The 23326-nt window shown below is 70.2% G+C and carries 20 protein-coding genes; 17 read left to right on the forward strand and 3 right to left on the reverse strand.

Features of this window, described 5'->3' with window-relative positions; all coding sequences use genetic code 11:
- The 3 genes from AB0C28_RS05770 to AB0C28_RS05780 are packed head-to-tail and all read left to right on the forward strand — an operon-like array spanning position 1 to position 4220.
- Positions 1-1014 carry an ATP-binding protein gene (locus AB0C28_RS05770; RefSeq protein WP_357840934.1) on the forward strand — a complete coding sequence of 338 codons (1014 nt, stop codon included), beginning with the start codon at positions 1-3 and terminating at the stop codon, positions 1012-1014.
- Complete coding sequence (locus AB0C28_RS05775; protein WP_357840937.1) at positions 1001-2659, forward strand: ATP-binding protein; 1659 nt, start codon at positions 1001-1003, stop codon at positions 2657-2659. Before AB0C28_RS05770 ends, AB0C28_RS05775 begins: the two co-directional genes overlap by 14 nt.
- Entirely contained in the window at positions 2652-4220 is a 1569-nt protein-coding gene (locus tag AB0C28_RS05780; protein WP_357840939.1) for a fused response regulator/phosphatase, read from the forward strand. Before AB0C28_RS05775 ends, AB0C28_RS05780 begins: the two co-directional genes overlap by 8 nt.
- Positions 4221-4244: 24 nt before the next feature.
- Here AB0C28_RS05780 and AB0C28_RS05785 read toward each other — a convergent pair whose 3' ends face one another.
- A complete protein-coding gene (locus AB0C28_RS05785) occupies positions 4245-5240 on the reverse strand; it encodes an oligopeptide/dipeptide ABC transporter ATP-binding protein (RefSeq protein ID WP_357840942.1) in 996 nt (331 codons plus the stop codon).
- Positions 5224-6225, reverse strand: coding sequence for an ABC transporter ATP-binding protein (locus tag AB0C28_RS05790; RefSeq protein ID WP_357840945.1), 1002 nt, complete (start codon positions 6223-6225; stop codon positions 5224-5226). The genes AB0C28_RS05785 and AB0C28_RS05790 overlap by 17 nt, the downstream gene beginning before the upstream one ends.
- A gap of 130 nt (positions 6226-6355) precedes the next feature.
- On the opposite strand from AB0C28_RS05790, the gene AB0C28_RS05795 reads away from it, so the two are divergent.
- The 7 genes from AB0C28_RS05795 to AB0C28_RS05825 are packed head-to-tail and all read left to right on the forward strand — an operon-like array spanning position 6356 to position 14010.
- Entirely contained in the window at positions 6356-7564 is a 1209-nt protein-coding gene (locus AB0C28_RS05795) for a membrane dipeptidase (protein ID WP_357840947.1), read from the forward strand.
- On the forward strand, positions 7564-9141 hold the full coding sequence (locus AB0C28_RS05800; RefSeq protein ID WP_357840950.1) for an ABC transporter substrate-binding protein: 1578 nt from the start codon (positions 7564-7566) through the stop codon (positions 9139-9141). The genes AB0C28_RS05795 and AB0C28_RS05800 overlap by 1 nt, the downstream gene beginning before the upstream one ends.
- Before the next feature lie 5 nt (positions 9142-9146).
- Positions 9147-10100: an ABC transporter permease gene (locus tag AB0C28_RS05805; protein WP_358073208.1), complete on the forward strand. Its 954-nt coding sequence runs from the start codon at positions 9147-9149 to the stop codon at positions 10098-10100.
- Positions 10097-10951 (forward strand): ABC transporter permease, encoded by an 855-nt coding sequence (locus tag AB0C28_RS05810; protein ID WP_357840953.1) that lies wholly within the window; start codon positions 10097-10099, stop codon positions 10949-10951. Before AB0C28_RS05805 ends, AB0C28_RS05810 begins: the two co-directional genes overlap by 4 nt.
- Positions 10948-12117: a Xaa-Pro peptidase family protein gene (locus tag AB0C28_RS05815; RefSeq protein WP_357840956.1), complete on the forward strand. Its 1170-nt coding sequence runs from the start codon at positions 10948-10950 to the stop codon at positions 12115-12117. The genes AB0C28_RS05810 and AB0C28_RS05815 overlap by 4 nt, the downstream gene beginning before the upstream one ends.
- Positions 12118-12143: 26 nt before the next feature.
- Entirely contained in the window at positions 12144-12983 is an 840-nt protein-coding gene (locus AB0C28_RS05820; RefSeq protein ID WP_357840959.1) for an alpha/beta hydrolase, read from the forward strand.
- Positions 12984-13002: 19 nt separating this feature from the next.
- Complete coding sequence (locus AB0C28_RS05825) at positions 13003-14010, forward strand: Lrp/AsnC family transcriptional regulator (protein WP_358073209.1); 1008 nt, start codon at positions 13003-13005, stop codon at positions 14008-14010.
- Here AB0C28_RS05825 and AB0C28_RS05830 read toward each other — a convergent pair.
- Positions 14007-15368 carry a phenylacetate--CoA ligase family protein gene (locus AB0C28_RS05830; protein WP_358073210.1) on the reverse strand — a complete coding sequence of 454 codons (1362 nt, stop codon included), beginning with the start codon at positions 15366-15368 and terminating at the stop codon, positions 14007-14009. The genes AB0C28_RS05825 and AB0C28_RS05830 overlap by 4 nt on opposite strands.
- Before the next feature lie 139 nt (positions 15369-15507).
- Here AB0C28_RS05830 and lon point away from each other — a divergent pair, with 139 nt between their 5' ends.
- The 7 genes from lon to AB0C28_RS05865 all read left to right on the forward strand — a co-directional run bounded on the left by lon (position 15508) and on the right by AB0C28_RS05865 (position 23262).
- Entirely contained in the window at positions 15508-17871 is a 2364-nt protein-coding gene (gene lon / locus AB0C28_RS05835; RefSeq protein ID WP_357840967.1) for an endopeptidase La, read from the forward strand.
- 21 nt (positions 17872-17892) lie between these two features.
- Positions 17893-18087, forward strand: a complete 195-nt coding sequence (locus AB0C28_RS05840) for a hypothetical protein (RefSeq protein ID WP_357840969.1) — start codon at positions 17893-17895, stop codon at positions 18085-18087.
- A 362-nt stretch (positions 18088-18449) separates the two neighbouring features.
- Positions 18450-19412, forward strand: coding sequence for an ATP-binding cassette domain-containing protein (locus AB0C28_RS05845; protein WP_358073211.1), 963 nt, complete (start codon positions 18450-18452; stop codon positions 19410-19412).
- Positions 19409-20065 carry a methionine ABC transporter permease gene (locus AB0C28_RS05850; protein WP_357840974.1) on the forward strand — a complete coding sequence of 219 codons (657 nt, stop codon included), beginning with the start codon at positions 19409-19411 and terminating at the stop codon, positions 20063-20065. Before AB0C28_RS05845 ends, AB0C28_RS05850 begins: the two co-directional genes overlap by 4 nt.
- Positions 20066-20074: 9 nt before the next feature.
- Positions 20075-20902, forward strand: a complete 828-nt coding sequence (locus tag AB0C28_RS05855) for a MetQ/NlpA family ABC transporter substrate-binding protein (RefSeq protein ID WP_358073212.1) — start codon at positions 20075-20077, stop codon at positions 20900-20902.
- Between the two features lie 130 nt (positions 20903-21032).
- Complete coding sequence (locus AB0C28_RS05860) at positions 21033-21614, forward strand: hypothetical protein (protein WP_358073213.1); 582 nt, start codon at positions 21033-21035, stop codon at positions 21612-21614.
- A gap of 112 nt (positions 21615-21726) precedes the next feature.
- Positions 21727-23262: an AMP-binding protein gene (locus AB0C28_RS05865; RefSeq protein WP_358073214.1), complete on the forward strand. Its 1536-nt coding sequence runs from the start codon at positions 21727-21729 to the stop codon at positions 23260-23262.
- Positions 23263-23326: the final 64 nt, after the last annotated feature.

Here is a 23326-nt window from a genome sequence, read left to right on the forward strand (position 1 = left end):
ATGGGCGCGGTGACCGGTCCTCGCGTAGACGACTGGGTCCGCGCCGAGGACCCCAGCGCGGTCGGCGCGGTCCGCCGCAAGGCCGTCGGGCTGGCCGAGGCGGCCGGATTCGACCCGGTGCTCGTCGGGCAGACGGCCGTGGCCGTCAGCGAGGCCGTCTCCAATTTGGTCAAGCACGCGGTCGAGGGCACGGTCATGGTGCGCCCCCACCCCGAGGCCCCGGCCACCGTGGAGCTCATCTGCCTGGACCGCGGCCCCGGCATGGCCGACGTGGCCCGCGCGTTGCGCGACGGCTACTCCACCTCCGGCACCCTCGGCATCGGGCTGGGCGCCATCGCCCGCATCGCCTCCGGCTACGACGTTCACTCCCTGCCAGGCCGGGGAACCGTCCTGGCCATGTACTTCACCGCGGACGGCGCGGCCCCGCCGCCGCTGCTGGCCGGCGGCGTGACGCGGCCGATCGGCGAGGAGCCCGTGTCCGGTGACGGCTTCGCCATCGCCAGGTCGGGTTCGGTGACGACCGTGCTGGTCTGCGACGGGCTTGGGCACGGCCACATTGCCGCGCAGGCCGCGCAGCGGGCCGTGGAGCTGTTCCACGGCGTGAGCGACCAGGAGCCGCTGGACATCGTGGCACGCCTGCACGCCGGCATGTCCGGCACCAGGGGCGGCGCCGTGGCGGTCGCCCGCGTCGAGCCGGGCGGTGTCTCCTACTCCGGCCTGGGCAACGTCTCCGGCTGGGTCGCGCACGGGGAAGGACGGCATGGCATGGTGTCGGTTCCCGGCATCGCGGGGCATCGGGGAGGCCGGCTGCGCCAGTACTCCTACGAGCTGCCCGCGTACGCCGTCGTGGTCATGCACAGCGACGGGCTGACCGACCGCTGGGACCCGGCGGCGATCCCCGGCCTGTTCGCCCGCACCCCGGCGGTGATCGCCGCGGGGCTCCTGCGCGAGGCGGGCAGCAGGCGCGACGACGCCTGCGTGGTGACGGTGAGGCCCGGCCATGCCGGCCGCTGAGCTCGTCCGCGTCCGGCTCGACGCCGACCAGGACGTCTTCGTGCTGCGCCGCATCGGCCGCGCCGCCGCCGAGCTGGCCGGGCTCGACCAGCAGGACCAGATCCGGGTGGCGACGGCGCTCAGCGAGGCCGGCCGCGAGGTGTACGGCCCCGGGTCGAGCGCCACGGTCTCCCTCGACGACCAGTGGCTGCTCATCACCCTGGAGCACACCGGGCGCTCCGACCTGGCCGGTTCCGAGGGCCTGACACTGGCCGGCCGGCTGGTGGACTCGGTCGCGCTCGACGAGCACAGCGTGACGCTGTCCAAACGGCTGCGCGTCCTCCCACGGGCCGTACCCGTCGAGGAGATGCGCACCAGGCTCGCCCGGCTCTCGCCGGTCTCCGCGCTCGACGAGCTGCGCGAGCAGAACAAGGAGCTGGCCGGCACGCTGGAGGATGTGCTGCGGCTCAACGCCGAGCTCCAGGAGACCAACTCCGGTGTGCTGGCGATGTACAACCAGCTCTCCGACGAGCTGGAGGAGACCAACAGGGGAGTGGTCGCCCTCTACGCCGAGCTGGACGAGAGGTCGAGCCTGCTGCGCGAGACCACCGAGGCGCGCAACCGCTTCTGGGCCACCGTCAGCCACGAGCTGCGCACGCCTCTCAACTCGGTCATCGGCCTGGTCAGGCTGCTGACCGGCCCAGGAGGCGACGAGCTCACCGAGGAGCAGGAGCATCAGGTACGGCTCATCGGCAGCTCGACCGAGACGCTGCTTGAGCTGGTCAGCGAGCTGCTCGACATGGCCAAGGCGGAGTCGGGCCGCCTGGACCCGCAGCCGGCGCACGTGAACCTGGTCCAGGTCGCCGAGCAGCTGCGGGTGACGATGCGCCCGACGAGCGAGCAGGCCGGCGTCGAGCTGCGCCACGACGTGGCCACCGAGGCCGCCGAGCTGTACGCCGACGAGGGCATGCTGGTCAGGATCCTGCGCAACCTGCTGTCCAACGCGCTGAAGTTCACCGAGCGCGGCGCGGTGACGTTGCGCGCCCGCCTCGACGACGCCGAGAACGAGGCCGTCATCACGGTCAGCGACACGGGCATCGGCATCCCGCCCGACCACATCGACCGCGTGTTCGAGGACTTCTACCAGATCCCCGGCTCCTTGCAGGTGAGGTACCGGGGGACGGGGCTCGGCCTGCCGTACGCCCGCAGGCTCGCCGAGGCGCTCGGCGGCACCCTTGAGCTGGCCAGCGCGGAGGGCGAGGGCACCACGGCCACGCTGCGCCTGCCCCACTACAGCGGGCCGCCCGAGCTGGAGCGGGTGCTGGTCGCCGACGACGACGAGGTGTTCCGCGCCGCCGCCCGCCGCATGTTGTACGGCTTCGCCACACACGTCGACGAGGCCCCCGACGGGGCCGTGGCGCTGGAGCTGATGGCGGCGGCCCCGCCCGACGTGATCCTGGTCGACCTGCTCATGCCGCGCCTGGACGGCAGCGTGCTGCTCCAGCGGATGGCCGAGGACGAGCGGCTGCGCGACATCCCCGTGGTCGTGGTGACGATCTCGCCGCAGCAGGCTCCCGACACCAAGAAGGTGCTGTCCAAGCACGGTTTGAGAAGGGAACAACTGCTTCATGCCATCCGCGGCGCGAAGGGGACGAAGGATGCCTGAGACGGCGACCGTCATGGTGGTCGACGACACGCCGACGAAGCGGTACATCCTGTCGAGCTGGCTGCGCCGGGCAGGGCACACCGTGATCGAGGCGAGCGGCGGCGAGGAGGCGCTGCGGCTGCTCGCCGCGCACCACGTCGACCTGGTCGTCCTCGACGTGCGGCTGCCCGACATCCCCGGGTACGAGGTGTGCGAGCGCATCAAGGCCGACCCGGAGACCGCCGCGATCCCCGTCATCCAGGTCTCGGCCAACGCCATCACCGTGGCCGACCGGGCCGAGGGGCTGGAGCGCGGCGCGGACGCCTACCTGGCCGAGCCGATCGAGCCGGCCGAGTTCGCCGCCACGGTCGAGGCCATGCTGCGCTACTACCGGGCGCGCTGGCGGGCCGAGCTCATGGCCAGGCGCCTGGCCTTGCTGGCCGAGGTGACGCTGCGCATCAACGAGTCCGAGACGTTCGACGAGCTGCTGACGGTGGCCGTCGAGGGCTCGGCCGAGCTGCTGAACCGCTACTGCGGCACCCTGGCGCTGATGCCCGACGGACGGATCCGCCGCTACCGCGCCAAACCGGGCGAGCGGGCCGTCGCCGCCCCCGCCGGGCCCGACCTGCTCGGCCGGCTCAGCCGGATGGTGCAGCGGGAGGCGGCCCGCACCCACGTGTTCACCCTGCACGCGGACGAGTGGCGCGGTCTGGTGCCCGACGTGCGGACGGAGGGCAGCAGCACGGGCGTGCTCTGCCGGACGAAGAACTCGAAGGCGCCCATCTACCTGGGGGTGGAGGCCGAGCCGCCGCTCGACACCGACGAGGTGAACCTGCTGCGCCAGCTCGGCCAGGAGCTGGCCCTGGCGGTGGACGCGCTGCGCGCGTACGCGGAGGAGCACACGATCGCGCTCACGCTGCAGCGCAGCCTGCTGCCCACCCGCATCCCCGAGGTGCCCGGCCTTCAGGTGGCGATGCGTTACCAGCCGGCCGCGGACAACATCGAGGTGGGCGGCGACTTCTACGAGGTGCTGCCGGTCGATCACCGGGTGCTGGTGGCCATCGGCGACGTGGAGGGGCACTCGCTGCACGCCGCGACCGTGATGGCCGAGCTGCGCCACGCCATGCGGGCCTCGTTCATCGGCCAGGTGGACCTCAGCGCCTCGCTCGACCTGCTCAACCAGATGATGCGGCGCTACCACCCGCGCATGACCGCCACGCTGTGCCTGGTGCTCATCGACCCGGCCACGGGGGAGATGGAGGTGGCCAACGCCGGTCACATCCCGCCGCTGTTCTCCGGTCCCGGCTGCGCCTATCACAACCTGGGCAACCTGCTGCTCGGCGCCCTGCCGGAGTCGTACACGGTGGACCGGCTGAAGCTGCCGCCCGGCGGCACGCTGCTGCTGTTCACCGACGGGCTCGTGGAGGACCGGCACATCTCGCTGGACGAGAGCATGGAGACCGCCAGGCGGCTCGCGGAGGTCGTCGAGGACGATCTGGAGGAGTTCGCCGACCGGATGCTGGCCGCGTTCGGAGCGCGCGAGGACGACGTGGCACTCGTCGTCGTCCGCCGGGACCCGTGACTCAGAGGAGCCGCCGCCCGTGACTCAGGAGGCCCGCTCCGCGTAGTGGCAGGCGGCGTGGTGGTCGCCTCCGTCCGGCCCCGGCTCCAGCACCGGCTCCTCCTCGGCGCACCGTTCGGTGGCCTTCCAGCAGCGCGTGTGGAACCGGCACCCCGGCGGCGGCGCGACCGGGCTCGGCGGGTCCCCTGCGAGCATGATGCGCGAGCGCCCCTTCAACCGCGGCTTCGGCACGGGAGCCGCCGACAGCAGCGCCATCGTGTACGGATGCGCCGGCGCCCCGTACACCCCGGCCGCCGGTCCGGTCTCGGCCACCCGCCCGAGGTACATCACCCCCACCCGGTGCGACACGTGCCGCACCACGGCCAGGTCGTGCGCGATGAACACCAGCGCCACCCCGAGCGTGCGCTGCAACTGCGCGAACAGGTTGACCACCTGCGCCTGCACCGACATGTCCAGCGCCGAGACCGGCTCGTCGCACACGATCACGTCGGGCTCGGTGGCGAGGGCCCTGGCGATGCCGATGCGCTGCCGCTGCCCGCCGGAGAACTCGTGCGGGAACCGGTTCATCCGGTCGGGGGACAGTCCCACCAGCGTCAGCAGTTCCCCGACCCGGTCGCGCATGGCGCGCGAGCCCTGCGCCAGCCGGTGCACGCGCAGCGGCTCGGCCACGATGTCGTGCACCGTCATGCGCGGGTTGAGCGAGGTGAGCGGGTCCTGGAAGACCATCTGGACCCGCCGCCGGATGTCGCGCGGCACGCCGCCCCTGGTGAAGAAGGGCTGCCCGCGGAAGGTGACCTCGCCCTGGTCGGGGCGTTCGAGACCGACGAGCATGCGGGCCAGGGTGGACTTGCCGCAGCCGGACTCGCCGACGATGCCCAGCGTCTCACCGGCGTACAGTTCCAGGTCCACGCCCGCGACCGCGCGCACTCCGCCGCCCCTGGACAGCAGCCCGGAGCGGTAGGTCTTGTGCAGGTTCGTCGCCCGCAGCACGGGCTCCCTGACGTCAGGCGAGGGCGCCATCGAGCATCTCCTCCGAGTGGTGGCAGGCGGTGTAGCGGCCGGCGCCGGTCTCCAGCAGCGTCAGGGCGGGCCGGGTGGTCACGCACACCTCGCTCGCGCGCTCGCAGCGCGGCGCGAAGGAGCAGCCGGGCGGGGTCTCGGCGGGGCTGGGCGGGGCGCCGGGGATGGCGCGCAGCTCCGAGGCGGGGGCGTCGAGGTCGGGGATGGCGGCGAGCAGGGCCTCCGTGTACGGGTGCGCGGGCAGGTCGTAGATCTCCTCGACCTCGCCGCGTTCGACGATGCGGCCCGCGTACATCACCGCCACCCGGTCGCTGACCTCGGCGGCGACCCCGAGGTCGTGGGTGATGAGCAGCACCGCGGTGCCCAGGTCGCGCCGCAGCCGGTCGATCAGCTCCAGGATCTGCGCCTGCACGGTCACGTCGAGCGCGGTCGTCGGCTCGTCGGCGATGATCAGGTCGGGCTCCAGCGCCACCGCCATGGCGACCAGGATCCGCTGCCGCATCCCGCCGGAGAACTGGTGCGGGTAGTCGTTGATCCGCTTGGCCGCGGCCGGGATGCCGACCAGGTCCAGCATCTCGATCGAGCGGGCCTTGGCTTCCCGGCGGGACAGACCGCGGTGCACCCGGTAGAGCTCGCCGATCTGGTCGCCGATGCTGAGCACGGGGTTGAGCGCCGACAGCGCGTCCTGGAAGACGAGTGTCATCTCGCTGCCGCGCAGCGCGCGCAGCTGGTCCTCGGTCATCGCGAGCAGGTCGCGCCCGCCGAGCTTGGCGCTCTCGCAGCGCACCCGGGCGCCGGGCTGGTCGAGCAGGCCCATGACGGCCTTGGCCGTGACGGATTTTCCCGAGCCGGACTCGCCGAGCAGCGCGAGCGTCTGGCCGCGCTCGATGGTCAGGTCCACCCCGCGCACCGCGGGGATCTCGCGTCCGTGTGCGGTGAACGTGACGTGCAGGTCGCGTATCTCCAGGACCGGTGGCTCGTTCACCGCACCCCCTTCTATGATCATGACGAAACGTGGCGTTAACAAAGTCTGTGATGCCGGAAAACAACTCCAATATTGTCTTTCACGCCTGATTCTGGCAAGCTGCGGGCAATTGGACAAGAGGGGTTACCAGATGCTGGAAGCTGCGAAGAGCTACAAGGGCTACCGTTCGTACGAATACCTGGAGGAGGGCGTCGACTACCGCCGGTTCGACCTGGCGCCTGAGCTCGGCCGGGTGCCGGCCTACCAGGGGCCCGAGCTGACCTCCGAGCAGAGCGAGCGCGTACGTCGCCTGCTCACCGACAGCCTGGTCGTCTCCCTGCACGACCACCCGTCGATCTTCCCCGACGACATCAGCCAGACCGTCGACTACAACCGCACCGCCCGCCACCACACCGGCTACGAGGGCCTGTCCCGCTCCGGCATGACCGTCGTCTTCGACAACCTGATGGACGGCACCTGCTGCATCACCAGCCAGGCCGGCTGGAAGTGGAACGACGTGGTGGCCGACATCGGCATGCGCCTGTCGGACGTGGCCCACCAGGACTTCCTGATCAAGATCGAGCGCCTGGCCGACGTGCACGAGGCGCACTCCAGCGGCCGGATCGGTCTCGTGCTCGCCCTGGAGGCGGCCACGATGATCGAGAACGAGGTCGACCGGATCGACATGCTCTACGGCTTCGGCGTGCGCCAGATGGGCATCGCCTACAGCGAGGCCAACACCCTGGGCAGCGGCCTGAAGGAGCGCGGCGACGGCGGGCTGACGCTGTTCGGCGAGAAGGCCGTGCGCCGGATGAACAAGCTGGGCATCGCCATCGACGTCTCTCACTCCGGCGACCAGACCTCGCTCGACACGATCCGCCACTCCGACCGGCCGATCCTCATCACCCACGCGGGCGCCCGCTCCGTCTGGCCGACCAACCGGATGAAGCCGGACTCGGTCATCAAGGCCGCGGCCGAGCGCGGCGGCGTGATCGGGCTGGAGGCGGCCCCCCACACCACCCTGTCGCCCGACCATCCCCGGCACAGCCTGGAGTCGGTGATGGACCACTTCACGTACTGTGTAGACCTGGTCGGCATCGACCACGTGGCCTTCGGACCCGACACGCTGTTCGGCGACCACGTGGGGCTGCACGACACGTTCGCCGAGCACCTGTCGCTCAACGAGGCCCACGCGGGCCAGGCGTACGAGAAGGTCCCTTACGTGGACGGCCTGGAGAACCCGGCCGAGTGCTTCTGGAACATCATCTCGTGGCTCGTCACCCACGGTTACTCCGACGACGAGATCACCAAGGTCATCGGCGGCAACGTCATGCGCGTGCTGGAAGAGGTCTGGATCTGATGAGACGTGCGGTTCTTCTCACCGCGCTGGCCGTGGCGCTTACGGCCTGCGCTCCCAGCGTGCCCGGTTCCTCAGGCTCCTCCGGCTCCCCGGGCACTCAGGCGCCCGCCAGCGCCGACCGGCTGACCATCGGAACCACCGCCGACGTGGTCAACTACAACCCGCTGGTCGGCAACAGCCGTACGGACTCGTGGGTCACCGACCTCATGTACCCGAAGCTGACCCAGATGGACGCCACCGGCAAGCGGATCCCGTACCTGGCGACCGAATGGTCCTACTCCGACGACGGCAAGGTCGCGACCGCCAAGCTGCGTGACGACATGAAGTGGTCCGACGGCAAGCCGGTCACCGCCTCCGACGTCGTGTTCTCGGTGACCGCGGTGCAGAAGGAGAAGTTCGGCGTGGTGGCCGGGCTCATCACCGCGCTGGACAAGGCCGAGGCGGTCTCGCCGACCGAGGTGCGCTTCAAGCTCACCCGCCCCGACGGCACGTTCCTCGACAACGTGGGCTTCTGGCTGCCCGTCGTGCCCGAGCACGTCTTCTCCAAGGCGCCGAGCGTGCAGAAGTTCGCCAACGACAAGGACTGGGTCAGCGCCGGGCCGTTCAAGCTGACCAAGGTCGAGCGCGGCCAGCGCTACATCATGGACCGGGTGGACGACTTCGGGCCCGGTCAGCCCACCGTCAAGCAGGTCGTCTTCCGCGTCTTCCCCGACGTCAACACCGAGGTCCTGGCGCTGCGCAACGGCGAGATCGACATGATCGGCAACGTGCTGCCGCCGGCCACCGCGATCGAGCTGAAGAACGACCAGAAGGTCAAGCTGGAGCAGATCCCGTCGCTGGGCTGGGCGCACCTGCAGTACAACACCAAGCGCAAGCCGCTCGACGACGTCCGCGTCCGCCAGGCGCTGGCCCACGCCGTCGACTACGAGGCCATCAGGAACATCGCGCTGAAGGGCTTCGCCAAGTCCTCCAACTCCAGCGTGCTGACGCCCTCGCTGCCCCAGTGGACCGACACGGCGTCGAAGGAGTACGCCTTCGACCCCGAGCAGTCCAAGAAACTGCTGGCCGAGGCCGGGCAGACGAACCTGAGCCTGAGCATGATCTACGACCAGGCCGACCCGAACATCGCCCGCTGGGCGCCCATGGTCCGCGACGCGGCCAAGAAGGCCGGCATCACGATCGAGCTGCAGGGCCTGGAGCGCAACACGTACCTGGACAAGACCACCAAGCGGGACTTCGACATCTACGCCGGCTCGTGGGCGGTCATGGACAACCCGCCCGCCAACCTGGGGCTGGCCTTCAAGAGCGGCGGGTTCATCAACTACGCCCAGGTCGAGGACCCCAAGCTGGACGACCTGATCGACCAGGCGCAGCGGGCGCTCACCCAGGAGGAGGCCAAGACGCCGATCCAGGAGGCGGCCAGGATCATCCATGACCAGGTCTACGACAACGTCCTGTACGTCGAGACGTTCAACGTCGCCCACTCCGCCAAGTGGACCGGGTTCCAGCCGATGCCCAGCGAGCTGCTGTCCATCCTGAACCCGCTCTCCCTCGCCGCGGCGAAGCCCGCGGGCTGATCGGCATGCGCTTCATCGGCCTCCGGCTGGCCCGCGGCCTGCTCACCCTCTGGTTCGCGGTCACGGTGACGTTCTTCCTGGTGCGGTTGCTGCCAGGTGACCCGGTGCTGGCCGTGGCCGATCCGAACATGACCGAGGAACTGCGCCAGAAGCTGCTCGCCGACTTCGGCCTGGACAAGCCGCTGGCGGCGCAGTACCTCGACTATCTCGGCCAGTTGGTGCAGGGCAACCTCGGCATGTCCTTCCGGCAGTCGATCCCCGTGACGACCGTGCTCATGGAGCGGCTGCCCTGGACGCTGATCCTGACCATCTCGGCCATGGTGGTGACGATCGCGCTGGGCATCCCGCTCGGCGTGCTCGCCGCCACCAGGGCCAAGGGCTGGCTGGACCGCGTCATCCAGCTCACCGGCATCACCGCCCAGTCGCTGTTCGTGCGGAGCGTCGGCATCCTGCTCATGTACGTGCTGGGCGTCTGGCTCGGCTGGTTCCCCATCGGCGGCGCGGTCGACCTGGACGCCACCGGCCTGGGCGCCACGCTCAGCATGCTGCACCACCTGGTGCTGCCGTGCCTGTCGCTGGTCTTCATCCAGCTCGGCGGCTACGTGCTGACGATGCGGACCACGCTCATCGAGGCGCTCGGCGAGGACTACGTGTCCCTGGCCAAGGCCAAGGGCGTGCGGCCGGGGACGGTCGTGTGGAAGCACGCCCTGCGCAACGCGCTGCTGCCCACCACCACGATCGCCGGGCTGCAGCTCGGCACCCTCGTCGGCGGCGCGGTGCTGACCGAGACGATCTACGCCTATCCCGGCATCGGCCGCGCCATCTACGAGGCGGTCGGCCAGCTCGACTTCCCCGTCCTGCAAGGCGCGTTCGTGCTGCTCGCGGCGGCCGTCGTGGCGGCCAACCTGATCACCGACGTGGCTTACGGAATCCTCGACCCCAGGGTGCGTACCTCATGACGGCAGCCGCCGTGGAACTCACGCCGCGCCAGCGGACCTGGTCCTCCTTCCGCCGCAACCCCCTCGGCGTGGCCAGCGGGATCCTGCTGATCCTGCTGGCCCTGGTCGCGATCTGCGCGCCGCTGATCGCGCCGTTCCCCGAGGGGTACGGCGCCGACACCTCCCAGCCGCCCTCCGCGGCCCACTGGTTCGGCACCGACGACATCGGCCAGGACGTCTTCGCCCAGGTCGTCTGGGGCACCAGGGTCAGCATGGCGGTCGGCGTCAGCGCCTCCGTGCTGGCCATCGTCATCGGCCTGCTCATCGGCGTCTGCGCCGCCTACTTCCGGCGCCTGGACACCCCGCTCGGCGTGCTGGTCGACCTGTCGCTGTCGCTGCCCGTGCTGCCGCTGATGATCCTCGTCGCGGCGCTGGCCGGGCCCAGCGTGCGCACGCTGGCCGTGGTGATCGCGCTGTTCAGCTGGCCCGAGGTGGCCCGCGTGGTGCGCTCGCAGGCCCTGGCCATCGTGCCCATGCCGTTCGTGTCGGCGGCCAAGATCGTCGGCGGCTCGTCCCTGTGGATCGTGCGCAAGCACCTGCTGCCCGGCGTCATCCCCGTCGTCGGCGTGTCGGTCGTGCTGACCACCTCCCGGGCCGTGCTGTCGGAGGCCGGGCTGTCCTTCCTCGGGCTCGGCGATCCGAACAGCTGGTCGTGGGGCACGATCCTGCACAAGGCCCAGCAGTCCGGCGCGCTGGCCTCCGCCTGGTGGACCACCCTGTTCCCGTCGCTGGCCATCCTGCTGCTCGTCCTGTCCACGACGCTGCTCTCCGTGGCCTACAACGACGCCCGCAACCACAGGAGCGACACATGACCTTCTCCCAGCGGCTGCCCGGCGCCTTCTACGCGGGTGCGCTCGACCGGGTACGAGCGGAGATGTCCCGCGAGGGCCTGTCCGCCCTGATCCTCGACGACCCGCTCGACGTCGCCTACCTCACCGGCTTCCACCACTTCCCGAACGAGCGGCCGGTCGCCTGCTGGCTGCCGCTCGACGGCGAGCCCGTGCTGCTCGTGCCCGACCTGGAACGCGAGTACGCCCAGGACCAGCAGGCCAGGGCCGAGATCGTGGCCTACCCCGAGTTCCCCGGCGTCAGGTCGCCGTTCGCGGTCCTGGCCGCGCACGTCCCCGCTCCAGAAGCGGCCGCGTACGCGCCCTCGACCAGCGTGGGCCGGGCGGAGGCGCTGGCCGAGGCGTTCCCCTCGACCCGCTGGAGCGCCTCGGGCGCGCTCGGCCGGGTGCGGCTGCGCAAGCTGCCCGAGGAGATCACGCTGCACGAGGAGGCCGCCCGCATCGCCGACCAGATGATCGAGGCCGGCGTCGAGCTGGTCAGGTCGGCCGTCGAGGCCGGCGGCGAGCTGCCCACCGAGACCGAGCTGGCCGGGCACGTCATCTCCCACGGCTCCCGCCTCATGTACGCCAAGCACGAGGACGTCGTCGTCGTGCCCATGCTGACCGGCGGCCTCGTCTACGGCGGCCCCAACTCCGCCCAGCCGCACCGCCTGCCCGGCGGCGACCGGCTGCGCGCCGGGGAGACGTTCATGCTCTCGCTCGGCTGCGCCGTCGGCGGCCGGTTCGTGGAGAGCGAGCGCACGTTCGTCATCGGCGAGCCCACTCCCGAGCAGGCCCGTTACTACGAGGTCGTACGCGAGGCGCAGGAGCTCGGCACCGAGGCGCTCGTCCCCGGCGCCACCTGCGAGGAGGCCAACCGGCGCTGCCTGGAGGTGATCGAGCGGGCCGGGTTCGCCGAGCACATCCGCCACCGGCAGGGGCACGGCATCGGGCTCGGCTTCCACGAGCCGCCCTGGCTGTCGTACGGCGACACCACCGAGCTGGCCCCCGGGATGATCCTGTCCAGCGAGCCCGGCGTGTACGTGCCCGGCCACGCCGGATACCGCATCTCCGACACCGTCCTGGTCACCGAGTCAGGGCCGCGCCGCTTGACGGCGTACCCGCGCGAGCTCACCGACGTCATCATCTGATCATCTGCTCTATTGGAAGGACCGTTTTGTTCGTCGACATCAACGGCAACCGGCTCAACGTCGAAGTCCTCGGCGAGGGCGACGACGTCATCATCGCCCACCACGGCGCGCCGGGCCTCGGCTCGCTCGCCGAGCCCAGGAGCAGCTTCGGCCGGCTCGCGGACGCGTACAAGGTGGTCGTCTTCGACGCCCGAGGATCCGGACAGAGCGGGCAGAACGGCCCGTTCACGCACGAGCAGTGGGTCGCCGACGTCGAGGGACTGCGCCGCTGGCTCGGCGCCGAGCGCGTCGTCATCGCCGGCGGCTCCTACGGCGGCTTCATCGCCATGGAGTACGCCGCCCGCCACCCCGACCGGGTCAGCGCCGTCGTGCTGCGCGACACCTCCGCCGACAACGCCAACCAGGACCTGGCCATCCGCAACGCCGCCGCCTCCTCCCGGGTCACCATCGACCGTGCCAAGCTCGACCGGATCATGTCCGGCACCGTGCGCGACGACGACGACCTGCGCGACTGCTGGCGCGAGATCCTGCCCCTGTACGACCACGACTACGACCCCGCCGCCGTGGAGAAGCGGGTGGCCGCGACCCCGTACCACTACGCCACCCACAACTACGCCTTCGCCGTCAACCAGCCGAACTACGACATCAAGCACCTGCTGCCCGGCATCACCGCCCCCACCCTGATCACCGTCGGCCGCCACGACTGGATCACCCCGGTCGAGTGCAGCCGCACCATCGCCGGCCTGATCCCCGGCTCCGAGCTGCGGATCTTCGAGAAGTCCGGGCACTCGCCGCAGGTCGAGGAGGCGGAGCTGTGGGAGGCCACCGTGCGCGCCTTCCTGTCCGGGGTGCGCGACCGGGGCTGAACGCGCGATGATGCCCCCGATGGAAGATCTCGACGACCTAGACCGCAAGATCCTGGCCGCGCTCCACGTGAACGGCCGGGCGAGCTGGACCGACATCGCCCAGCTGCTCGGCATCTCCACCACGACGGTGGCGCGGCGGGCCCAGCACCTCATGGGCGCGGGCCTGGCCCGCGTGGCGGTGCTGCCGCACCTGGAGCACGAGGGACCCGTCCACGTGTTCCTGGTGCGGCTGACGTGCGCGCCCGGCAGCCAGCTCAGAGTGGCCGGGCTTCTGGCGAAAAATCCGGACATCCGGTACGTCACCATCGTCACCGGTGGCTACGACATCGTCTTCGAGCTGGTCGCGCCCAAGCACCGCGACCTCTACTCGATGCTGGTCGACTACGTGCACTCGGTGCCGGGGGCGCAGCAGAGCAACGCCGACCTGGTGCTGCACACGTACAAGGTGAGCTACGACTGGAGCGTGCCCGTCCTCGGCGAGAAGGCCGCGACGTTCGCGTTGCACCGGCCCGTCCACACCTGCGAGCGTGGCCACCTCGACGACGTCGACCGCGAGGTGCTGGCCGCCATGCGCGAGGACGGCAGGGCCAGTTTCCAGTCCATCGGCCGCCGCCTCGGCATCAGCGAGAGCACCGCCAGGCGGCGGCTGGAGGCCATGCTCGACCGGGGCTGCGCCAGCGTCACCACCTTCATCCCGGCGGCGGCGCTCGGCTACGAGGCCGAGATCCTGCTGTGGCTGACGGTCGAGCCCAGCATGCAGGAGAGCGTGGCCGAGCGGCTGGCCGGCGAGCGCGGCGTCCGCATGATCGCCTCCACGCTGGGGCAGGCGTCGCTGGTCTGCGAGGTGATCGTCCCCACCACCGCCGACCTGCACCACTTCACCTCCCGCACGCTGGCCGCGGTGCCGGGGATCAACTCGTGGACGGCGGGCGTGCAGGTGCTGACGGTCAAGCGCGGCTTCCTCATGGTGCCCTGGGCGGAGTCGCGCATCGCCGCCGCCCTCACCCCTGCGGGGGTGTCGGCCTAACGGGTGTAGCGGTGCTTGGCGCCCGGAGGAAAGTACTCCGGGTCGCCGGCCTCGCGCAGCCGGACGAACGGCATCTGCCGCCCGGCGGGCACGTACGCGGCGAACTCGCTGTTCAGCCGGAGCAACTGGCCCAGGATCGACGCACCCACCGCCTGGGCCACCTCCTCGGACGGCCGCTCGCCCGGCGCCAGCTCCACCGTCACCGTCAGGTGCCGGTCGTGCCGCTCGTCCGTGGCCACCTCCACCACGAACTTGCCGGTGACCGACCCGCTCACCTCCGCCTGCTCCAGGCCGATCGCGATGTTCTCCGGGTAGACGTTCGCGCCGTAGTAGGACACGGTGAAGTGGCCGCGGCCGAAGACGTACACGAAGGGCCGCTCGGGGCCCTCCGCCTCGGGCTCGTAGCCGTGGGCGCGGACGAAGCCCAGCAGTTCCTCGTACGGCAGCACGCCGCCCTCGTCGGCGATGTGGTAGCGGACGAGCGGGACGCCGTTGTCGCCGGAGAACAGCAACGTGCCCTGGTGCTCCTCGAAGTAGCGGACGCCGGGGTCGTACTGGACGAGGGTGGGCAGCCTGGATTCCCCGAACAGCTCCCTGGCCAGGCCGGGGCGGGCGGCCAGGAAACGGCGGATCCCGACCGACAGCGCGGTCTCGTTGCCCAGGACGCCCGCGTCGGCGGTGCCGTACAGGGAGGCGATGCCCCGCACCGGGTCGGCGATCCCGGCCCGCTCGGCGACCAGCGTGCGCCACTCCTCGCTGAACACCTCGCCCGCCGTGACCAGCTTGACGTCCCACTCGGCCCAGGGCAGGTCCTCACCGTCGATGACGTTCTTCAGGAACGGCGGATAGCCGAGCAGCACCACCTGGTCGAAGTACGGGGCCAGATCGGGCAGCACCCGCGCGATCTCCCGCCGGTCGGAACCCGGGGCGACCACGGTGATCGGATAACCGCGCTCGGCCAGGTGACGGCAGCAGCCGATGGTGAACAGGCCGCCGACCCAGGTGCCGAGGGCGAAGCAGACCACGGCCAGCGTACGGCGCTCGCGGGCCAGGAAGGAGTCCCTGAACACCTCCTCGAACCGCTCGGCGATGACCCGCTCGTCGCCCGCCGAGCGCGGCCAGAACGACGGCGTGCCGGTGGAGCCGGACGAGACGGCGATCATGTCCCCGATCACGCCGTTCCTGCACAGGTCGGGCAGCGGGTGCCGCAGGGTGTAGCTGTCCTTCGTGGTCATGGGCAGGCGGGCGAAGTCGTCCCGCGTCACGATCTTCTCCGGGTCCACCCCCTGCTCGGCGAGGAACCTGCCGTAGGCGGGAACGGTGGCCGCCACCTCGTGGAAGAGCTCAACCGGGTCCATCCGCCGACTGTACGACGGGGCCCGTTCTTGAGGCTGCGCTTACATGATTACGATCGCCGTGAGCGAACATCGGCAAGGAAGGGAACACGGCGGGGCTCCGATGAGTTGAGCCGGTATAACTCAACCCTTGGGAGTTCGTATGAGTGAGAGCTTGATCCTCCCGGTCCTGCCGCTGGACGACGAGGTCGTGCTGCCGGGCATGGTGGTTCCGCTGGACCTGTCCGACTCCGAGGTGCGCGCCGCGATCGACGCGGCCCGTGCATCCGGTGGCAACAAGCCACGGGTCCTTCTCGTTCCCCGGATCGACGGCCGCTACGGCGCGATCGGCGTTCAGGCCGTCGTCGAGCAGGTCGGGAGGCTCCCGGGAGGCGAGCCCGCCGCCGTCGTGCGCGGCGTCAACCGGGTCAGGGTGGGCACCGGCACGACCGGTCCCGGCGCCGCGCTGTGGGTCGAGGCCGACACCATCGACACCGTCGCCGTGGGCGAGCGCGCCCAGGAGCTGGCCAAGGAGTACAAGGTCCTGGCCACCACCATCCTGCAGAAGCGCGGCGCCTGGCAGGTGGTCGACCAGGTCAACCAGATCGACGACCCGTCCGTGCTGGCCGACAGCTCCGGCTACACCCCGTGGCTGACCACAGCGCAGAAGGTCGAGCTGCTGGAGGCCGCCGACCCGGCCGACCGGCTGGCCAAGCTGGTCGAGTGGTCGCGCGACCACCTCGCCGAGCTCGACGTCGCCGAGACGATCCGCAAGGACGTCCAGGAGGGCATGGAGAAGCAGCAGCGCGAGTTCCTGCTGCGCCAGCAGCTCGCCGCCGTGCGCAAGGAGCTCAAGGAGCTCAACGGCGACTCCGCCGAGACCGAGGAGGAGGACTACCGGGTCCGGGTGGAGGCCGCCGACCTGCCGGAGAAGGTGCGCGAGGCAGCCCTCAAGGAGGTCGACAAGCTGGAGCGGACCTCCGACCAGTCGCCCGAGACCGGCTGGATCCGCACCTGGCTCGACACCGTGCTCGACATCCCCTGGAACGACCGCACCGAGGACAACTACGACATCACCGGCGCCAGGGCCGTGCTCGACGCCGACCACACCGGCCTGGCCGACGTGAAGGACCGCATCATCGAGCACCTGGCGGTGCGCAAGCGCCGCCAGGACAAGGGTCTCGGCGTGGTGGGCGGCCGGCGCAGCGGCGCCGTGCTGGCCCTGGCCGGCCCTCCCGGAGTCGGCAAGACGTCCCTGGGCGAGTCCGTGGCCCGCGCGATGGGCCGCAAGTTCGTCCGGGTGGCGCTCGGCGGCGTCCGCGACGAGGCCGAGATCCGCGGCCACCGGCGCACCTACGTCGGCGCGCTGCCCGGCCGCATCGTCCGCGCGATCCGCGAGGCCGGCTCGATGAACCCGGTCGTCCTGCTCGACGAGGTCGACAAGGTCGGCGCCGACTACCGCGGCGACCCGACGGCCGCCCTGCTCGAAGTGCTCGACCCGGCGCAGAACCACACGTTCCGCGACCACTACCTCGAGGTCGAGCTCGACCTGTCCGACGTGCTCTTCCTGGCCACGGCCAACGTCCTGGAGGCCATCCCCGGGCCGCTGCTCGACCGCATGGAGATCGTCACCCTCGACGGCTACACCGAGGACGAGAAGGTCGCCATCGCCCGCGACCACCTGCTGCCCAGGCAGCTTGAGCTGGCCGGGCTGACCCCCGAGGAGGTCACGGTCGAGGACGCGGCGCTGCGCCGGCTGGCCGCCGAATACACCCGCGAGGCCGGGGTCCGCTCGCTGGAGCGCTCGATCGCGAGGATCCTGCGCAAGGTGACCGCCAAGGGCGAGCTGCCCGTCACCGTGGGCGAGGCCGACCTGGTCGACTACATCGGGCGGCCGAGGTTCGTGCCGGAGTCGTCGCTGCCCGAGGCCAAGCAGCGCACCTCCGTGCCGGGCGTGGCCACCGGGCTGGCCGTCACCGGGGCCGGGGGCGACGTGCTCTACGTGGAGGCGTCGCTGGCCGACCCGGAGACCGGCGAGACCGGGCTCACGCTGACCGGCCAGCTCGGCGACGTGATGAAGGAGTCGGCCAGGATCGCCCTGTCCTACCTGCGTTCGCACGGCGCGGAGCTGGAGCTGCCGGTCACCGCGCTGAAGGACCGCTCGGTGCACGTCCACTTCCCCGCGGGCGCCGTGCCGAAGGACGGCCCCTCGGCGGGCGTGACCCTGACCACGGCGCTGGCCTCGCTGCTGTCCGGGCGGCTGGTCCGCGGCGACGTGGCCATGACCGGTGAGATCTCGCTGACCGGGCGGGTGCTGCCGATCGGCGGCGTCAAGCAGAAGCTGCTGGCGGCGCACCGGGCGGGCATCACGACCGTGCTCATCCCGGCTCGCAACGAGCCCGACCTGGACGACGTGCCCGAGGAGGTCCGCGCCGAGCTGACCATCCACCCGGTCAGCGACGTGCGCGAGGTCCTCGACATCGCGCTCGCCCCGGCCTCGGTCGCCTCGTCCTCCGTGGCCGCCTGACCGTCCGTCCCGTAGGGCCCCGTGATCGATCGTGATCACGGGGCCCTCTCTTCGGGAACTTTCGATCAAGTCGCGCGCGTTCCGCTCATGTCACCCCCGGCACTGATGTGGAGCGATATGGGCAACATGGGCGTCCCGGAACTGCTGCAGCTGGTCGTGATCGGTGTCGTGGTGTTCCTCATCGTGCGGCTGGCGATGCGCCTGCGCCGGAAGTAACGGCGCTCGTACCGTAAGGTGAAGTAGCGGAGCGTGACACAGATCACGAAACCGGTGGGGAATATCGGAAATCCCTCCGGTCGTTAGCTACGGCGTGAACGAGGCAACCGCGACCATGAGCAGCGTCCCATACGGCGCCGCGTGTCGCCGTGCTTGTACGGGGCGAATGCCGGCCCGTTGAAGCAGCCCGTCCGCCCGTTCTCCCCGAAGGTCGTCATGATCACACCTGGTTACGTGCTGCGCAGGCTGAGCCACCTGCCGTTCCACCCCGGCACCCGCTGAGGCTTACCCCGGTTCTTCTTCCAGGTGATGTACGTTCCCGCGGTCCCGCCACAGGCCGCCCTCAGTCGTGGGGATTCTCCGTGATCCAGGCTTCCGGCCTGCGCAAGCAGTACGGCGACACCGTCGCGCTCGACGGCGTCGACCTGCACGTGCGCGAAGGCGAGATCTTCGGCGTGCTCGGACAGAGCGGCGCCGGCAAGAGCACGCTCCTGCGCTGCGTCAACCTGCTCGAACGCCCCACCGCGGGCACCGTCACCGTCGCCGGCCAGAACCTGACCGCGCTCGGCAGCCGCGACCTCAACCGGGCCAGGCAGCGCATCGGCATGATCCACCAGCACTTCGCGCTGCTCTCCTCGCGCACGGTCGCCGGCAACGTCGCCTTCCCGCTGGAGGTCATGGGCGTGCCGGCGGCCGAGCGCGAGCGCCGCGTCGCCGAGCTGCTGGAGCTCGTCGGCCTGGACGGCCGCGGCAAGGACCGCCCGCACCAGCTGTCGGGCGGCCAGAAGCAGCGCGTCGGCATCGCCAGGGCGCTGGCCGGCAACCCGGCGGTGCTGCTGTCGGACGAGGCCACCTCGGCGCTCGACCCGGCCACCACGCAGTCGATCCTCGCCCTGCTCAAGCGGCTCAACACCGAGCTCGGCCTGACGATCCTGCTCATCACCCACGAGATGAACGTGGTCAAGAGCGTCTGCGACTCGGTCGCCATCATGACCCGCGGCCGGATTGAGGAGTCGGGCGCCATCGCCGACCTGATCAGGACGCCAGGATCGCGCCTGACCAGGGAGATCTTCCCGCTGCCCGAACCCGCGCCGGCCGGCTCGGTGACGCTCACGTTCACCGGTGACCCGCGCCAGCCCGTGGTCTCGGAGGTGGTGCGGAAGTTCGACGTGGACCTCAGCATCCTCGGCGGCTCCATCGAGGACTTCGCGGGGGGCTCGGTGGGCCGGTTGCGTGTCGCGCTGGAGGGCGCGGACACAGGGGCGGCGCTTTCCTACCTGCGCGAGTGCGGGTTGATCGTCGAGACGGCAGGGGAGGCCGCGTGACCTGGGAGGAGATGCTGCCGCTGCTCGGGCCGGCGACGGTCGAGACGGCGCTGATGGTCGGGTGGTCCACGCTGTTCACCCTGCTGCTCGGGCTGCCGCTGGGCGTGGCGCTGGTGGTGTTCGACCGGGGCGGGCTGCGGCCGGTCCCGGCGCTGAAGTCGTCACTCGGGTTCGTGGTGAACGTCGGGCGGTCGCTGCCGTTCATCGTGCTGATGATCGCGATCATCCCGTTCACCCGGCTCGTCGTCGGGACCACCATCGGGACGGCCGCGTTCGTGGTGCCGCTGACCGTGGGCGCGGTGCCGTTCTTCGCCCGGCTGGTCGAGACGGCGCTGCGCGAGGTCGGCGCGGACGTGGTGCAGGCCGCCCAGGCCATGGGCGCGAGCCGGGCCACGATCGTGCGCAAAGTGCTGCTGCCCGAGGCGCTGCCCGGCCTGATCGCCGGGCTCACCGTGACCGTGGTGGCGCTCATCGGCTACTCCGCCATGGCCGGCACGCTCGGCGGGGGCGGGCTGGGGGACCTGGCCGTCCGGTACGGCTACCAGCGCTTCGAGACGCTCCTGATGATCGTCACCGTTGTGCTGCTGCTCGTCATCGTGCAACTGCTGCAGAGCCTGGGCGACTGGGTCGCTCGGCGCCTATCGCATAAGTAAGGAAAAATCATGAAAATTCACCGCTTTGTAGGTGTCGTTGCGCTGGCTCTGTCGCTCGCCGCATGCGGTACGTCGCAGTCCGCCACCAACACCGCGGCCGCCGAGGGCGCCGACGCCGTGATCAAGGTCGGCGCCAACCCGGTGCCGCACGGCGAGATCCTCAACTTCGTCAAGCAGAACCTGGCCCCCGCGGCCGGGCTCAAGCTGGAGATCGTGGAGTTCACCGACTACGTGCAGCCGAACGTGCAGCTGCAGGAGGGCCAGCTCACGGCCAACTTCTTCCAGCACAGGCCGTACCTGGACGACTTCAACGCCTCCAAGGGCACCGACCTGGTCTTCGTCGCGCCGGTCCACCTGGAGCCGCTCGGCCTGTACTCCAAGAAGATCACGAACGTGACGGCGCTGGCCACCGGCGCGACCGTGGCCCTGCCGAACGACGCCACCAACCTGGGCCGCTCGCTCAAGCTGCTCGCCGACAACGGCGTGATCAAGCTCAAGGACGGCGCCGGGACGGCCGCCACCGAGCGCGACGTCGTCGACAACCCCAGGAAGCTGGAGTTCAAGCCGCTGGAGGCGGCCCAGCTGCCGCGCTCGCTCGAGGACGTGGACGCCGCCGTGATCAACGGCAACTACGCCATCGAGGCCGGGCTCAAGCCCGCCACGCAGGCGCTGGTGCTGGAGAAGACCGAGGGCAACCCGTACGTCAACGGCCTGGTCGTGCCGGCCGGGCACGAGAAGGACCCCAACATCGTCACCCTCGGCAAGCTGCTGCAGGACCAGAAGGTCAAGGACTTCATCAAGCAGAAGTACGAGGGCTCGGTCATTCCGGCGGAATGAACAATCACCGGACATGATCGGAAATATCCACTTATCCGATACTTGAGCGTATTAAGTCCCTTGTAAGTGGAACGCAATGTGGCGGGCGTACGAATGCGGTGTCAGTCAACCTCTCCCGAGGAGGCACCCAGTGAAATTCGTGTCCCGGATTTTGCTCGGCTTCACCGCCGCCACCGTGGTCGCGATCGGCGCGCCCGTCGCGGCGAACGCGTCCGTCACATCCGCAACGCCCGCCGCTTCTTCCTACGACGGCTGGGGACCCTATTTCTCCGCCGATCACAAGGCCAAGGCCTATGGTCACGTGTCCGTCGACAGGAAGCGGTTCAAGCACTGGTACTGGAAGACGGACGTCGTCAAGAAGCGCGAGTGCCGCAAGGACCACAAGGGTCACCGGCACTGCAGGTGGGTCGAGAAGACGTTCAAGAAGAAGGTCTGGGAATGGCGCTTCGACCACTTCTACACCGTGCACAGCACGCTGCAGAACTACAAGTGGTGGGGCAGGAACAAGTGCGCGTGGGAGACGTTCAAGGTCGTGAACCACGACGGTTCCTCGTACTTCAGGACCTTCTCCCAGTGCGGCAAGCACCGCGGGCACTTCTCCTTCCACGGTAAGAACGCCGCGCACATCTACGTCAACGTGAGCCGGGGTGGCCACCACCGTCCGACCGGCCACTACTCCGGCTGGAAGGACGTGTACCACGCGGCCGTCTGACCGCCTCTCACCGGCACCCGCGAAGCCGCGGCCTCGACGAGGAGGCCGCGGCTTCCCGCATCCCCGAACGGGTTCTGGCGTGGCGGCCGATCAACCGAATACTGTTCTAATCATGTATCCGGGAGCCATCGCAGCAGTCACCCCCGACAAGCCCGCTGTGATCATGGCGGGCTCCGGGCGGGTCGTCACCTACCGCGAGCTGGACGAGGAGTCGAACCGGCTGGCCCACCTGTTCCGCTCGGCGGGGCTGCGGCCGGGTGACCACATCGCCTTCATGCTCGCCAACCACCCTCTCTTCCTGGTCGTCGCCTGGGCCGCGCACCGCGCGGGCCTGTACTACACGCCGGTCAGCTCGCGGCTGCAGACCGACGAGCTCGCCTACATCGTCGGCAACTGCGGCGCCCGGGTCTTCATCTCCAGCGCGGATCTGGCCGGCGTCGCCACCTCGATCACCGCCGCCACGCCGGGCGTCGAGCTGCGGCTCATGCTGGACGGCGTGGCCGACGGCTTCGCGTCGTACGAGGAGGTGGTGGCGGGGCAGCCGGTCACCCCGATCGAGGACGAGTGCACGGGCGTCGACATGCTCTACTCCTCGGGCACCACGGGCCGCCCGAAGGGCGTCAAGCTGGTGTCGTCGCACGGCCCGCTGGACGAGCCCGGCATGCTGTTCAAGCTGATCCAGGGCCTGTTCGCGCCGTCCGCCGAGAGCGTCTACCTCTCGCCCGCGCCGCTGTACCACGCCGCGCCGCTGCGTTACAGCCTGACGTTCCAGCGGCTCGGGGCCACGGTGGTGGTGATGGAGCGCTTCGACCCCGAGCAGTACCTGTCGCTGGTCGAGCGGTACGGCGTGACGCACACGCAGCTCGTCCCGACGATGTTCATCAGGATGCTCAAACTGCCGCCAGAAATACGGGAAAAGTATGACATTTCCTCGCTCAAGTACGCGATCCACGCCGCCGCCCCCTGCCCCGTACCCGTCAAGGAGCAGATGATCGACTGGTGGGGCCCGATCATCCACGAGTACTACGCGGGCACCGAGGGCAACGGCTTCCTCTACGTCGGCCCCGACGACTGGCTGCGCCACAAGGGCACCGTCGGCCGTTCACTGCTCGGCGTCGTGCACATCTGCGACGAGGACGGCGAGGACGTGCCGCCCGGCGAGCACGGCACCATCTACTTCGAGAACGGCGGCCGGTTCGAGTATCACGGCGACCCGGGCAAGACCCGCTCCGCCCAGGACCCCAGGGGTCGCGGCTGGACCACGCTGGGCGACATCGGCTACCTCGACGAGGAGGGCTTCCTGTATCTCACGGACCGCCGTTCGTACATGATCATCTCCGGCGGCGTGAACGTCTACCCGCAGGAGGCCGAGAACGTGCTGTCGGTCCACCCCAAGGTAGCCGACGTCGCGGTCTTCGGGGTGCCGGACGAAGAGATGGGCGAGCAGGTCAAGGCCGTGGTCGAGCCGATGTCCATGGATGAGGCGGGGCCAGGGCTCGAGGCGGAGCTGATCGCGTACTGCCGCGAGAATCTGGCGCACTACAAGTGCCCCAAGTCGGTGGATTTCCGGCCCGAGCTGCCCCGCCACCCGACGGGCAAGCTCTACAAGCGGCTGCTCAGAGACGAGTACTGGCCCGCCGGAAAGTAAAATCTTGAAGATTTTCCCGGGCCGGCGGCGGTCGTCCGACCTTTGCCGATAAGGCCGCCGTCAG

The sequence above is a fragment of the Nonomuraea sp. NPDC048892 genome, assembly GCF_040649735.1.
GTDB lineage: Bacteria > Actinomycetota > Actinomycetes > Streptosporangiales > Streptosporangiaceae > Nonomuraea > Nonomuraea maheshkhaliensis.

Excerpts from the sequence above, each read along its gene's own strand:
- AB0C28_RS05770 (WP_357840934.1), top strand. The coding sequence starts at position 1 with ATGGGCGCGGTGACCGGTCCTCGCGTAGACGACTGGGTCCGCGCCGAG.
- AB0C28_RS05775 (WP_357840937.1), top strand. The coding sequence starts at position 1,001 with ATGCCGGCCGCTGAGCTCGTCCGCGTCCGGCTCGACGCCGACCAGGAC.
- AB0C28_RS05780 (WP_357840939.1), top strand. The coding sequence starts at position 2,652 with ATGCCTGAGACGGCGACCGTCATGGTGGTCGACGACACGCCGACGAAG.
- AB0C28_RS05785 (WP_357840942.1), bottom strand. The coding sequence starts at position 5,240 with ATGGCGCCCTCGCCTGACGTCAGGGAGCCCGTGCTGCGGGCGACGAAC.
- AB0C28_RS05795 (WP_357840947.1), top strand. The coding sequence starts at position 6,356 with ATGCTGGAAGCTGCGAAGAGCTACAAGGGCTACCGTTCGTACGAATAC.
- AB0C28_RS05800 (WP_357840950.1), top strand. The coding sequence starts at position 7,564 with ATGAGACGTGCGGTTCTTCTCACCGCGCTGGCCGTGGCGCTTACGGCC.
- AB0C28_RS05805 (WP_358073208.1), top strand. The coding sequence starts at position 9,147 with ATGCGCTTCATCGGCCTCCGGCTGGCCCGCGGCCTGCTCACCCTCTGG.
- AB0C28_RS05810 (WP_357840953.1), top strand. The coding sequence starts at position 10,097 with ATGACGGCAGCCGCCGTGGAACTCACGCCGCGCCAGCGGACCTGGTCC.
- AB0C28_RS05815 (WP_357840956.1), top strand. The coding sequence starts at position 10,948 with ATGACCTTCTCCCAGCGGCTGCCCGGCGCCTTCTACGCGGGTGCGCTC.
- AB0C28_RS05825 (WP_358073209.1), top strand. The coding sequence starts at position 13,003 with ATGGAAGATCTCGACGACCTAGACCGCAAGATCCTGGCCGCGCTCCAC.
- AB0C28_RS05830 (WP_358073210.1), bottom strand. The coding sequence starts at position 15,368 with ATGGACCCGGTTGAGCTCTTCCACGAGGTGGCGGCCACCGTTCCCGCC.
- lon (WP_357840967.1), top strand. The coding sequence starts at position 15,508 with ATGAGTGAGAGCTTGATCCTCCCGGTCCTGCCGCTGGACGACGAGGTC.
- AB0C28_RS05855 (WP_358073212.1), top strand. The coding sequence starts at position 20,075 with ATGAAAATTCACCGCTTTGTAGGTGTCGTTGCGCTGGCTCTGTCGCTC.
- AB0C28_RS05865 (WP_358073214.1), top strand. The coding sequence starts at position 21,727 with ATGTATCCGGGAGCCATCGCAGCAGTCACCCCCGACAAGCCCGCTGTG.